Below are 13498 nucleotides of genomic sequence, written 5' to 3'. Positions count from 1 at the left end.
TGCGTAAGCGATAAGTACAGGTTACTGACCTACGCTCATTGTTTCAATAGGAGTTGCCCCTCATGCCCGATACGACGAAACTCAACCGACGCGGTTTTCTTAAGCTCAGTGGAGGCGGCGGGGTCGCAGCGGCTGCTACTTTGGTGCCGTTTACGAGTGCCAATGCTCAGGCTGCACCCGCAGACCCATCAAAAACCACGTTGAACTATCCGAACAAAGCGGTCACAGCCGCCCAAAAGCTCACGGTTGATGCGGCGCTGCCGTTTAGTTATCCCGACGAGCGGTCGCCTTGCACTGCGATCAAGCTGGGTTCCCCTGTTCCGGGTGGGGTCGGACCTGATCGCGATATTGTCGCGTATAGCACGCTATGCACGCACATGGGGTGTCCGACCATCTATGACAACAGCACTAAAACATTCAAGTGTCCATGTCATTTCAGTGAGTTCGATGCAGAGAAGGCAGGTCAGATGATTTGCGGACAGGCTACAGAGAATCTCCCGCGCGTTCTATTGCGGTATGACGAAGCATCCGACACCGTATCAGCCGTTGGTATCGACGGGCTGATCTACGGACGCCAAGCAAACATTATTTAATAGGGTATTCGCTATGCCAGCCAAAAAAGATCGCATCACGTTACCGCCAAAGAACGCCGAACGTACCAATATGACCTGTCATTTCTGTATTGTCGGCTGTGGCTATCATGTATATAAGTGGCCCGAGCAGAAGGAGGGCGGTCGAGCTCCCCAGGACAACGCCTTGGGTCTGGACTTTCGTCAACAACTGCCTCCGTACGCTACCACCTTGACACCGGCCATGACCAACGTGATTACTGAGAACGATGGTAGTCGTCACAACATCATGATTGTGCCGGATAAAGAGTGCGTCGTTAATGGCGGGTTAAGTTCAACCCGTGGCGGCCGGATGGCAACGTATATGTACACCCCCGAGGGCGATGGAAAAGCTCGGCTCAAGCAACCGCGCTTATACGCGGCAGATCAGTGGGTGGATGCGTCGTGGGAACAAGCGATGGCGCTCTACGCGGGCTTGCTTAAGAAAACGCTGGATACAGATGGGCCCGAAGGTATCGTATTTTCGTGTTTTGACCATGGTGGCGCCGGCGGAGGGTTTGAAAATACCTGGGGTACCGGCAAGCTGATGTTCTCTGCGCTGCAGACTCCCATGGTTCGCATTCACAATCGTCCAGCGTATAACTCTGAGTGCCACGCCACCCGTGACATGGGCATTGGCGAGCTTAATAATGCCTACGAGGACGCAGAACTCGCCGACGTTCTTTGGTCCATCGGCAACAATCCTTATGAGTCGCAAACTAATTACTTCCTTCAGCATTGGGTGCCGAACTTATATGGCCAAACCAGCGGCAAGAAGAAAGAGCGGTTTGCCGATGAGGAGCTGCCGCCAACGCGCATCATATTCGTAGACCCTCGCGAAACTCCATCCATCTCCATTGCGCGCCAAGTTGCTGGCAAGGAACGTGTACTACATTTGGCGATTGAGCCGGGTACGGACACTGCGCTGTTTAACGGCCTATTTACTTATGTGGTCGAACAAGAGTGGATAGACAAACCGTTCATAGAGCAGCATACATCGGGGTTTGATGAGGCCGTGCAGACCAATCGCATGTCGCTGGAGGAATGCAGCAAGGTTACCGGCGTGTCTGTCGAGGATATCAAAAAAGCAGCAGAATGGTCGTACAAACCTAAGAAGACAGGCCAATTACCACGCAGTATGCATGCGTATGAAAAAGGCATTATTTGGGGCAATGACAATTACGTCATTCAGTCGTCCTTGCTCAGTCTGGTTATTGCGACCCATAACGTTGGCCGCCGAGGTACAGGCTGTGTGCGTATGGGTGGGCACCAAGAAGGCTACACTCGGCCGCCCTATCCAGGCGATACAAAAATTTATATCGATCAAGAGCTGATCCAGGGAAAGGGTCGCATGATGACCTGGTGGGGATGCAATAACTTTCAGACCAGCAATAACGCCCAGGCATTGCGAGAAGCCGTACTAAAGCGATCGGCCATCGTCAAAGAGGCGATGCAAAAGGCGCGAGGGGCGAGCACCGAAGAGATGGTCGACATCATTTATCAGGCAACCGAGAAGGGCGGGCTGTTTGTCGCGAGCATCAATCTTTACCCAACCAAGCTTGCCGAAGCCGCCCATTTATTGTTGCCCGCAGCACACCCTGGTGAGATCAACCTGACGTCGATGAACGGCGAGCGTCGAATCCGTTTGTCCGAGAAATTCATGGATCCCCCAGGCTCCGCGATGGCAGATTGCCTCATTGCGGCCAAGATCGCTAATGCGGTGGGCGCGCTTTACCAGAAAGAGGGCAATACGGCGATGGCCGAACGTTTTAATGGCTTCGACTGGAAAACGGAAGAAGACGCCTTTAATGATGGCTTCCGCCAAGCGGGTCAACCCGGAGCGCCAAAGATCGACAGCCAAGGAGGCGACTCAGGCCATCTGGTTACTTATGAGCGTTTGCGGGCCACGGGTAATAATGGTGTACAACTTCCCGTCAAGTCTTACGCCGATGGCAAGTTCACGGGTACAGAAATGCTTTATACCGACTCTAAATTCGACACAGAGGATGGCAAAGCGCACTTTCTGCCCGCACCATGGAATGGTTTGCCTGAAACCGTTGCCGCTCAAAAGAAAAAATATAAGTTCTGGCTTAACAATGGGCGAAACAACGAGATATGGCAAACCGCGTATCACGATCAATACAATAGCTTCGCACAAGAGCGTTATCCCATGGCCTACATTGAGATTCATCCCGATGATTGCCAAGAGCTTGGCGTGGAGGCTAGCGATATCGTAGAAGTCTATAACGACTTTGGCTCTACGTATGCGATGGTCTATCCGGTTGCGGAAATCAAGCGTGGTCAGACCTTTATGCTGTTCGGCTACGTAAATGGCATTCAAGGCGATGTGACAACGGATTGGACCGATCGGAACATCATTCCCTATTACAAGGGGACATGGGGGAATATCCGCAAGGCCGGCACCATGGACGAATTCAAAAGAACGGTCAGTTTTAAAAACCGTCGATTTGCGATGCCTACTACGCCCGCGTAAAGGAGGGGTAACTTCAGTCGGCCATATGTTAATCCCGCTTTAGGACTGTCTAAAGCGGGTTTTCCAAAAAATGATAAAGCTAAGCATGAACGAATACTTATTGCATGAACATCGCTTGATGCCTAGGTCGGCAGCAATCCGTGACGACACGGCCGAAGAGGAAGCTATTTTGCTGGACCGGCATGCGAGGCCATTGCGGGATCTGCGTATATCAGTTACGGATCGATGTAATTTTCGGTGTACCTATTGCATGCCTAGAACTGTGTTCGGGGCTGATTTTCAATTTCTTCCTCGCAGTGAACTATTGACCCACGAAGAGATAGAGCGGGCTGCAAGGATATTCGTGAGCTTAGGCGTAAGCAAAATCCGCATCACCGGAGGCGAGCCACTACTACGCAAAGGCATGGACGCGTTGGCGGCTAAACTCGTGGCGCTCAACACACCCGACGGGCGCCCGGTTGATGTTTCATTGACTACAAATGGGGCCCTGCTAGCGCGTAAAGCGCAAAGTCTTGCGCAGGCGGGTGTAAAGCGCTTGAATGTTAGCCTGGATGCTATCGATAACGCGGTATTCCAAAGCATGACAGACTCTGACTGGACCGTCGATGACGTGCTGCAGGGCATTGACGCGGCAAAGCGTGCGGGTATTGCCCCCATCAAAATAAACATGGTGGTTAAGCGCGGCGTCAACGACGAGCAGATTCTGCCTATGGCCAGGTACTTTCGTGGTACCGGCCACATTCTGCGCTTTATAGAATTTATGGATGTAGGCAATACCAACCAATGGACCAAGAGTGTCGTATATCCTTCATCAGAGATTATTGCCCTGTTGAATCAGCACTTTCCTTTGGAACCCGTTTCGCCCTCGGCTAAAGGTGAGGTTGCCAAACGCTGGCGATATGTAGATGGGCAGGGAGAAATCGGCGTGATTTCCAGTGTGACTCAGCCATTTTGTGGTGATTGTTCACGAGCAAGGTTAGCGTCAGACGGTGGGTTTTACCTCTGTCTATTTGGTCAGCAGAGTATTGACTTGCGTACCTTGTTGCGCGAGTCAGACGATGATGAGCTTCTACGTAAAACGATCACATCTACATGGGCTCGACGGGCAGACAGGTATTCGGAAGTGCGAGGTCATGTTTCTGTTACGTATATGCGTCGCGTTGAAATGAGTCACATTGGGGGGTAGGAGCTACTGCCAAGCTCTTCGTCTTAGGTGTGCACCAAATGACGTTCAATGACATCTGGATCCCAACCCAGATGTTCCCGGATCATGGTGCGAGCGGTCGCACGGAAGCCGTGGCCTGTGATTTCTTCCTGCGTGTCATAGCCCATGGTGCGCAGCGCCACAGTTGGTCTTGAACTTCCTTCGGATCTAAGCCATTTGCTCGCTGGCTATTGGCTTCATATGCTTTTGCTCGGGCTTGTACGAGCGTGACGGATGGGTACGGTCCCATTCCAAGCTTTATGGATTTGCCATTCCACATACAAGGGTAAATCCAGGCTTGGCCTGTGGCCCGCACACGCAGATACAGCTTGTCCCCGTCGTTCAACATATATTCTTTTGGGTCAGGCTTGGCCGCTCTGATCTGAGTTTCGCTCAGCAAACTCATGACTTGTACCCCCAGCAGTCGATTGTCATAAAACTATTGTGGGGTACAAACCGGGGTACAACCAAATGCGGGATATAGCTGAACGCAGTGAGACGTCTTGGGCAGTAGCTTATGCCTAAGATATTGATTTTTCAGAGTTTTGGGATGTTGTGTCGTTAAGCATAACCCCGCCGGAAATTAAAGCATAAGGCTGCCGCTAGATCTTCTGTTCCCTGGGGACCGCAAACTCTGTACCCTTTATGAAAAAGCATATCTTTGCCGATCGTCTTTTATTAAACGAAAAGCCTGCCAATCGTTCAGTGATAAAAACTGCCCCTATTTACAGGCGATTTTTGGCATCAAAGCATGCGTTATTCTTTCGCGTCCTTTACTGCGCATTGCCATTTGTGCGTTACGATGCGCCACTGACAGGCGTGTCGGCAATGTCAGGAAACTGGTCTTCCGGACCAAGAGGCTCCGCTTTTTTCCACAGGTCTAGCAGCTCGACGATGTTGCGGCGCCCAGTCATAGCCTCAATAATTAATCGCGCGCCTTCTCTGCGGATCAACACACGCACACTAGGCAATTCAAATTCGGCTGGAATATGCACTGCCCGCCTGCCGTTGTTACGAAAAAGCTTGGCCACATGAGGTTTCGACGAGGGTGCTGGAATGGTCATTGCTCAGTCTCCATGTATATGCGACATTGTATATGTCAAACTATTGAACGAAGGCTTCCAGCGCGGGCATATTGTGGCTCGCTGAGTAAGAAAAAGCGATTAAACAACGACCAGGATTCTATGCAATTGCAATACGCCAAGGTAGTGAAATTATTGCACCTAATTAACGATCAGTAGAGGCTTAGCGGCGATTCCCGGAAAGTGCAGATCCCGATAGTCGACGGAGCATCGCATCGGCGAGGTTGCATCGGCCTTTGTATGGAGCAAGCATTGGTAATTGCGTACGTACTTAAGCATTTTGCATGCAGACCTCGCAAAAATATAGGCTACCACTGTTCGTTTCGGCTAAGTACTTAACTTAGCAGGTACCTATCATTAGCCAAAGTACTCGTACACAAGGAAACACAGGCGCAAACAGAGCTTTGATGTAATGTCATGAATATATTGATGCAGGCTTAATGGAGGCACAAATGCGAACTACAGTAACGATTGACGATGCGTTGTTTGAGAGAGCGCTGCAAGTAGCCGACCCAGGTGTTGAAAAAGCCGATCTTATTCGTGAAGCAGTCAAAACGTACGTGCGTGTACAGTCCGCGAAACGGCTTGCGGCTCTAGGGGGGGCAGAGCCTCAAATGCCTGACATATCACGCCGCCGACAGGAACCCTCCAAAGCATGAATGGTGTATGAGTTGACACCTTCGGTATGGGTCGATCGCTTGTGTTGACAGTCGCCTGGATGCGGCGCTTCTTCCCCCGAATTTCGCCTGTTTACAGATCGAAACGTAAGAACTTCCCTTCAAAAACGAACGGGATATGCCTTCTTGTGTCTAAATCTGTTACAACTGTCACGAATGGGAGCTAAGGAACGTCATTTACTGATGAACACTATTCATGACAATTCGCCGAGGGAAACCGTTGGACGCAGCACAGTGGCGCGATTTCGGATGCAGTTTCAAGCTGCTGCGTATGCGGCGCTTGAGATCCTTAGCGGCAAGGGAGTCGATCGGGTCTACTGCGATTATCATGACGACTTTGTTGTGCGCCGCAACGTAAGCGGTGCGGTCGACTATCACTTTTTCCAAGTCAAAACCAAAGGCCGAGCAAACCAGCAGTGGAACGTTGACGAGATTTTTTCTCTTAAAAAGAAGGGCAAGCTTGATACCGATGACAGGCTTGATGCGATTCGACAAAGCATAGCGGGCAAGCTGTTCGTACATACAATAGAGTTTGGGGAACAATGTCGTGAGGTTACAGTTCTCAGCAATGTGCACTTCGGTGAAGACGTTTACGAGGTAATTGACGGTCTGACTTCGGGAGCCTCGAGCAAGAAATATATCAGCCAGCTTATCGAGAAATTTGCTGAAATCATCTCGCCTGATGCTCCGATATCAGCCGAGGAAGTTGAGCTGGCGCGCAAGAAACTTTCTCTCCTCCCTAATGTGCAATACGTAGGCGATACGCTTGAGTCGTTTTCTATAGCTGCACATAATGCAATTTGGAAGCATAGCGAAATCGATCTTCATAAACATGAGGTGGATGAGATTGCTAACAGCCTTGTTACTCTCGTAACAAACAAATCGTGTGCGCCGATCAGCAATCTATCGAAAACTGAAATGGACACGGTTACGAGCGTTGGCTTAGACGATTTGCTGAAGGTCCTTAGTATCTCAACCCAGGTCTATCAAAACCTTCTCACGGGCGGTGACCCGTCAGCGATCAAGGCGGCATCGATTCTGCAAAGGCAGTTAAAAACCGCAGGCGCTAGCGACTCAATGATTGAATATGCATCTCAAATGAAAGTCAGTTGGGATGTTTGGGTGAGGACTGCTCGCCATACTTTTCCCGATTTCACGTTCAATATTCTTCTTGACCAGATCGATAATAAATGTAGGGCATGGTTGTTGGGTGGTGGCGTCTTGGCTGATCTCGAGCGGTTCGTGCAAGATGTCATTAACTCTCCCATCGGAGCAAAATTTTCCACTCTCAATACGGAACTGGTTTTCGGAGCGTTTTGCGCCTCTATCGTTCGGAGGGCAGCGCGATGAGCTCGGCTGACTTTTTCTCAGAGGCAAGAAGACTCAATGTCCAGCTCAAACTGGCTGCTGACACGCCGTTATCTACTCGCTCGCTGGATAATGAGGCACTATTTCAGTTGCCTTTATTGGCTATGGCCATTCTGGCAATTACCAAAGGTAGCTCAAAGCCACAACTGCCAAAAATCGGCCAACTAGTTGGTGAATGTCTTGAACGGACAGTCGCAGGATTCAAAGGGTCATCTCAGGATATAGGCTGGTCAGCCAATCTTCGCATTAGAACGATTAAAGCCTTGACGTTCTTGGAACTGACCGGGCAGGTTGTTATTGAGGAGCATACCCGCAGGATATCTGCTACAGACTTGGGTAAGAAAATATACGAAGAGGCGGTGTGTGGGGATAGCCCATTGGCCGTTTCCATGAAAACAATCGAGCTAAGCTATCAATATATTAGGGATGAGGCTCGAGCCAGAGGAGAGGTAAATTGAGACTTCACTCGCTCAAAATCGAGCCATTGGGCGAAACTGGATGGGAAAGTCCTTTACTGGAATTCGGTCATAGGACTACTTTGCTCTTTGCTCCGAATGGTAGCGGTAAGACGCCTGTTATTCAGGCACTCGCTGCTACCCTTGGATTTCCAAGTAAATTTCGAAATGAAATTTTAGAAAAATGCGCTGCCGTCTTCTTGAATGCTGAAACCAATGGGCGCCCGCTAATCATTAAGCGCACCTTTGGAGCGAAGAATAATGAATTCCGTGCTTCTATAAACCTCGATGGTGACGAGAGCGAATATTACTCTGAGGGTTCATTTTCAATAGCCCTTTTTAAGGTGTTAGGGTTAGAACCACCACGTCTTGTTTCGACAAGGGGCGAAGAGGCACAACCATATATCTCTACGTTGCTTCCGGTTTTCTATTTGAATCAAGGTGATGGCTATACGGCGGCTTACAGATCCCCTAATTCATTCATAGAAGATCAGTTTGTCGAGATGGTGCGGTTTGTGTTTGGGCTTAATCCTAAGCACTCATATGCGGTCAAGAAGTCCATTATCGATGAAAAGAACTCGATGGAAGCTCAAACTAGGCGAATAGTTGCTGCCCAGAGGGTGCTTGAGTTGCAGAGCCGAGGAGTGAATGACACGGATGCCAACCAAGATATGCTTCGCCGTCGCACGGAAGATTTTGCTAGGAAGATGGAGGCATTGCGAGCCACGGTTGATGCAAATGGGGCCGCTAGTTCTACGCTTACCGACCTTCTTCGCCAGAAGGAGATTCAAATACGCTCTAAGTCGACGGAGCTTTCAGAGTTACAAAACCGCGTTTCAGGCATTGATGCAATTCGTGCCGAAATTGATGGCGAAGTGAAAACTCTTGGGTTGAATGAAGAGGCTAGGCGTGTATTCACCTCGTTTCAAGAAGTCTGTCGTGCACCCAATTGCGGTTTGTTTCTTGGCAGTACAGAATCTTATGGCAAGAACCTTCTGTATCTTAGGGATCAAATTAAGGACCTGGAGCGAAATAGCCTGCGGGCTGAGATTCGGATTGAACAGCTGCAAGAGATTCTTGTGACACTGCGTGAAGAACGGCAGGCGCTGAGAGATAAGTTGGACTCACCCTCTACTTCGGGTGTAGACCAGTTGGTGACCGCTGTGCAATCGCTCACGAAACAACTCATAGATGCGGAAGCTGAGCTCAGCCGAATTAACGCATTGAAGGAGGAGCGTTCGAAGCTGTTTATGTTAGAGCGGGAGCGCGACCGGATACAAGATCGTATTGACGGGTTGACCAACACTGGCAGGGCAGACAATGATTTCAACAAGCTTCGGCTTAAGTTGAGGGAGCTCACTGTCAAATGGATGGACACCCTTGTCACGCAGAACGTGTCGCGCAATGTTGATATCGACGTCGATCTTCGTTTCAGATTCAATGGCGAAGGGCTTGATGTATTTGGGGGTAGTAGCACAAAGATCCGCTTAGTGCTCGCCATTCATGCGGCGCTTTTCGAGGCATATATATCAGAGCCGTCACGCCCATTTCGGTTCTTAATACTAGACACTCCGAAGCAGCAAGAGCTTCATACAGCTGACTTGGCCAAGTATCTTACTGAATTGGAAAAAATGTGCGCGGCACACAATGCACAGCTCCTTCTATCCTCCACGGAATATGATCACCCAACCACTTCCCAAGACAAACGCTGGTTACCGATGTATGCAGGTCCAGAAAAACCCATGTACCTTGGTAGGCGCGCTGATTATCGTGGCGAAGACGGGGGAGCTCAGGAGCACGGCCGAACATGAAAAATCCATAGGCTCTCTTCAAAACAAGCTGAAAAAAATGAGATCACACGGCTCGATGACTGCACTTGGCTTTAGGACGTTGAGCCGCAGAGTTGGACTGTTGGGTTCGGTTGACGGGGATTTGGATAATCTCAAAATACGTGTTACTGATTCGATAGCTTTCAGCTCGAACGCCGAGACGGTAAATGAAATATAGGGAAACGTGTCTAGCGCTGCGACATTAGCTCAGGCATTAAGAGATATGGATGAAGAGTAGTGGGTGGCATCCTGAGGCTTAGCTTCCACCTTTTGCCGTTGTGCTTGATTTCATAAAGGACTCCCTACGTCAGGTGGGGATTGGGGTTGATGCGATTGAAATTCGCCAAGGTGTAGTGACAACAGAGTTGACCTCTTAGCATCGTCATTTTGGGGTGCCGATGATTGAGGGCCCGTCAGCTATTTCAGGCAGTCCTGCCTAGGAGCGTGTCATGGCAAAGATTGGTCGCAATGAGCCTTGTCCATGCGCCAGTGGCAAAAAGTATAAGAAGTGTCATGGCAGTATCCAGCTCCAGGAGCGCGTGGCCAAGGCCATGGCCATTGCGCCTATATTACGTGCTCGTAGCGAGGCGAGAGAGTATCAACGTGTCGAGCAGCAGGGACTGGGAAAGCCCGTCATCGCGGCAAAGACGGAGAACGGCTACCAGTTTGTCGCTGTTCAAAATCGTCTCTACTATTCCAAGAGTTGGAAAACCTTTCATGATTTCTTGGGGGCATACCTTATAGCGGCGCTCGGGCCAGAGTGGGGTAATGCGGAGTTGCAGAAGCCCTTAAGTAAACGGCATCCGATTCTGGTCTGGTATCACCATGTGTGCGAGCAGCAACAACGCTTCGTTACTCCAGGAACTATCTCAAGCGCAGAGATGACGGGGGGTGTCGCTGCATTTATGTATTTGGCCTACGACCTCTACGCTCTCGATCACAACGCCGAGTTGCAAGCGAAACTTGTTAAACGCCTTCACGACCGTGGCCAGTTCTCGGGGGCTCGGTATGAAGTTCACGTAGCAGCCATACTTGTCAGGGCAGGTTTTTCTATCGAGTTTGAGAACGAAGACGATCGAAACACCACTCACTGCGAATTTACGGCAACGCATACTGGAACTCGAAGGAAGTTCTCCGTCGAAGTAAAACGGTCAGGTGGTGGAGGTATTATCCGACAGCTCTGGAGAGCGCTAAAAAAAGCAGCGAATCATCCACGAATCGTCTTTGTTGACTTGAACGTGCTCGAGGTATATCAGGAGGGTGAGGAGTCGTCGCAGATGCAGCACGCATTCAATCGTTTGCTACGATACGAGGCCTACGATCCACAGGTCAGCCGGCTTCCTTCAGCGTACGTGGTCTTAACCAATATTCCGTGGGAGCACGATTTAGATCGTACTTCGTGGAAATACCTAGCGTTGGGGCATGGATTTAAGATTCCCGAGTTTAGGATGGGATACGTTTTCCCGTCCATACGCCAGGCAATTGATGCGCGCCAGGCGCACTTCGAGATACATGGGCTTCTCAAGTCTATTGAGAAGCACTCCCATATCCCATCAACATTCGACGGAGATAATCCTGATTTAGCTTTCACTGGTACGGTGCCGCGATTGAGCATTGGCGAGCGATACCTTGTGCCCAACATAGACGGTGTAGAGGTCAATGCGCTACTCACATCGGCAATCGTCTTGGAGAATGAGGGTGTGGCCGCTTGCGCTATGAGCTCTGGCGACGGTCAGAACTTCATAGTTAAGATGCCGCTTTCTGATGCGGAGATGGCAGCATGGAAAAGGCATCCTGAAACCTTCTTTGGTGAGCTTTCAGGACATACAAAGGTAGAGTCCCCGCTGGAATTTTACGACGCCATGATGGGGGCTTATGGGAGGACTCCGAAGGAGAAACTCTTGGAGTTCATGGCAGGAGCTTCGGATTTTGAGAGGCTTGCACGGCTGGAGCAACCAGAGCTTGCGAGAGTTTACTGTGAGAGAACTACCATGAACGCCATGCCAAGGGTTGCAGCGCCTCAAAAATCTCAGTTTCTCTCCATCGCTCAACGATTCCAACGAGATTTGAACCACAAAGCTTGAGTTCTATGTACTTCCGACGCGTCGCGTGGAACGATCTACATCCACGATCATAGGCTTATCGGTCTGGCGTCTGGAATGCACGGGCATGGCTTTGCTCTAGAACTAGCAATCAAAATTGAGTTTGAGTTGCGGGCCACGCGGCAGCCGCAATGGTGGCAGGTGACGCGCAATATGGTCAGCAGTAAGTATCAGGTGACTGATGGCAGGGATCTCAAGGCACGTCCAAATAAGCTGTCGGAGCTTCCGACTAATAGTAAGTCAACTTATACCTCGAGCCACGGCTATTTCGCCCGCTACACAGTCCTTGAAAAGATGAATGAGTATAGCGCCGACAGGGGTGAGCACTACTCCCAAAAAAAGAGAAGGTAGGCGCCCGGCAACCTTCGAAACCCTATGCCATTTACTTTGGCACGTGGAAAACCAGTACAGTAAGTGTCATCTCGCGATTGATATCCCCGTTGGAGTGGAGAATATAGCGGAAACCGCTTTCATGTGGCCAGCTCACAAGGCGTTTGAAGTTGTCGTGCGACTTTACTGTCGAGGCGATGCCTGAAAGTACGGTTGAAGTATCGGTGCCCCGGTTGAAGACCAAGATCACTGTCTTGCTATCGCGCCACGTTGCGTAGCCCATCAGCTGGTCGATTGCCTGAGCAAAGGCTTTGGGCCCCTTCCAAAACTTGCATTCAGCGATAAATACGTTACGGTCGCCCTCACGCAGCAAAATATCGGTCTTGCCCTCCATATTGAAGGTCTCTCCGGTGGCCTTGCCTTCAAATTGACCGTTGAGCTGAACGAGAAAATGTTGGCGAAGTGCCTCCTCATCCATCGACTTGAATGCTTCGGGGCTGCGTTCCATCACCAACGCCATATCCTGCATGATCTTGAGCGCCTGCTCATACTGCTCCATAGCCCATATAGGCTCTGGCTTGAACTGTGACGTCGTGGCAGGCGGTAGAGTCGGGGCAGCTTTGCGCCGCGTCGTAGGAACCGCATATGTGGTTGGAGAATCGGAGCGACGCTTAATGGGAATGCCAAGCGCCTCTACTCGCTGCGATTGGGCCAGAAGCCGATTACGTCTGTCTTGAATTGCTTGTTCTGCTACCGTGGGCAGTGCGCTATTGTGAGCCTCGATCATAGGACGCTGCCAGGCTAGGTGTTGCTCTATATCGGCTATCGATCTATCTATAAGAGGTCGTACTTCACTTGGGCTGTCAGCGGGAGAGTCATACTGTAATACAAGTTCACTCCCTTTGATGATAGCGCGAGGAGGGGTAAGCGTGAACTGATTTGCTCGCGAATAGAATAAATCGGCTTCACCATCGAACGGAACATGCACCTTGATCCGTTCTCCGGGGATCATGACTGGTCTACTGGTGTCCGGAATCCATCGCCGCTGATCATAGCGGACATCGACCTGTACCTCCTGGGAATCGGCGTACCACTGATCGTGCAGAAGAGTAGCGGGCGTAACTCTGTATTTCTCCACCAAATAGTTTTTTAGGTCTTCAGGTGCTGTGTTCAGAAGTCGATTTGCTTCTAGTGACTCGACCTCAGTTCTTAAGCTTTGCATTGTATTTTGAAGGGATTGGCTGAGGTCGTACGTAACGAACAGCATTCCTTTGCTTTTATCGATACTCCCAAACATCCTTGCGTCCTCAATATAAAATGGCCTCAGATATGCCGCACCGCTAGCCGTG

10 protein-coding genes and 2 pseudogenes are annotated in these 13498 nt (G+C 50.3%); 8 read left to right on the top strand and 4 right to left on the bottom strand.

Translation table 11 applies throughout. The annotated features are described in order from the left end of the window. Positions 1–62: 62 nt before the first annotated feature. The 3 genes from ERD84_RS01465 (at position 63) to moaA (ending at position 4288) form a co-directional block, all read left to right on the top strand. The gene (locus ERD84_RS01465) at positions 63–593 is read left to right on the top strand and encodes an arsenate reductase (azurin) small subunit (RefSeq protein ID WP_130037566.1); all 531 of its coding nucleotides are present in this window, start codon (positions 63–65) and stop codon (positions 591–593) included. A 13-nt stretch (positions 594–606) separates the two neighbouring features. Further along, complete coding sequence (locus ERD84_RS01460; RefSeq protein WP_130037564.1) at positions 607–3102, top strand: arsenate reductase (azurin) large subunit; 2496 nt, start codon at positions 607–609, stop codon at positions 3100–3102. A gap of 118 nt (positions 3103–3220) precedes the next feature. Next, a complete protein-coding gene (moaA, locus tag ERD84_RS01455) occupies positions 3221–4288 on the top strand; it encodes a GTP 3',8-cyclase MoaA (protein WP_245150623.1) in 1068 nt (355 codons plus the stop codon). Positions 4289–4314: 26 nt separating this feature from the next. On the opposite strand, the pseudogene ERD84_RS16070 reads toward moaA, so the two are convergent. From ERD84_RS16070 to ERD84_RS01445, 3 genes and pseudogenes are all read right to left on the bottom strand, one after another. After that, a pseudogene (locus ERD84_RS16070) lies at positions 4315–4446 on the bottom strand (integrase); the annotation flags it as partial. 71 nt (positions 4447–4517) lie between these two features. Continuing rightward, positions 4518–4655: pseudogene (locus tag ERD84_RS16160) on the bottom strand (Arm DNA-binding domain-containing protein); the annotation flags it as partial. Between the two features lie 448 nt (positions 4656–5103). Further along, entirely contained in the window at positions 5104–5370 is a 267-nt protein-coding gene (locus ERD84_RS01445) for an antitoxin (RefSeq protein ID WP_130037558.1), read from the bottom strand. Between the two features lie 470 nt (positions 5371–5840). On the opposite strand from ERD84_RS01445, the gene ERD84_RS01440 reads away from it, so the two are divergent. The 5 genes from ERD84_RS01440 to ERD84_RS01420 all read left to right on the top strand — a co-directional run bounded on the left by ERD84_RS01440 (position 5841) and on the right by ERD84_RS01420 (position 11801). Further along, positions 5841–6047 carry a type II toxin-antitoxin system VapB family antitoxin gene (locus tag ERD84_RS01440; protein ID WP_130037556.1) on the top strand — a complete coding sequence of 69 codons (207 nt, stop codon included), beginning with the start codon at positions 5841–5843 and terminating at the stop codon, positions 6045–6047. Between the two features lie 201 nt (positions 6048–6248). Next, a complete protein-coding gene (locus ERD84_RS01435; RefSeq protein WP_130037554.1) occupies positions 6249–7415 on the top strand; it encodes a dsDNA nuclease domain-containing protein in 1167 nt (388 codons plus the stop codon). Continuing rightward, positions 7412–7891, top strand: a complete 480-nt coding sequence (locus ERD84_RS01430) for a hypothetical protein (protein WP_130037552.1) — start codon at positions 7412–7414, stop codon at positions 7889–7891. The genes ERD84_RS01435 and ERD84_RS01430 overlap by 4 nt, the downstream gene beginning before the upstream one ends. After that, positions 7888–9699: an ATP-binding protein gene (locus ERD84_RS01425; RefSeq protein ID WP_130037550.1), complete on the top strand. Its 1812-nt coding sequence runs from the start codon at positions 7888–7890 to the stop codon at positions 9697–9699. The genes ERD84_RS01430 and ERD84_RS01425 overlap by 4 nt, the downstream gene beginning before the upstream one ends. A gap of 467 nt (positions 9700–10166) precedes the next feature. Further along, positions 10167–11801 carry a YecA family protein gene (locus ERD84_RS01420; RefSeq protein WP_130037548.1) on the top strand — a complete coding sequence of 545 codons (1635 nt, stop codon included), beginning with the start codon at positions 10167–10169 and terminating at the stop codon, positions 11799–11801. A 400-nt stretch (positions 11802–12201) separates the two neighbouring features. On the opposite strand, the gene ERD84_RS01415 is transcribed toward ERD84_RS01420, so the two are convergent. Then, positions 12202–13446, bottom strand: a complete 1245-nt coding sequence (locus tag ERD84_RS01415; protein ID WP_130037547.1) for a hypothetical protein — start codon at positions 13444–13446, stop codon at positions 12202–12204. Positions 13447–13498 lie beyond the last annotated feature (52 nt).

Source organism: Pollutimonas harenae (assembly GCF_004153685.1).
GTDB lineage: Bacteria > Pseudomonadota > Gammaproteobacteria > Burkholderiales > Burkholderiaceae_B > Pusillimonas_C > Pusillimonas_C harenae.
Note: the sequence above shows the minus strand (reverse complement) of the source record. Positions and strands in the feature narration are given on the sequence as shown.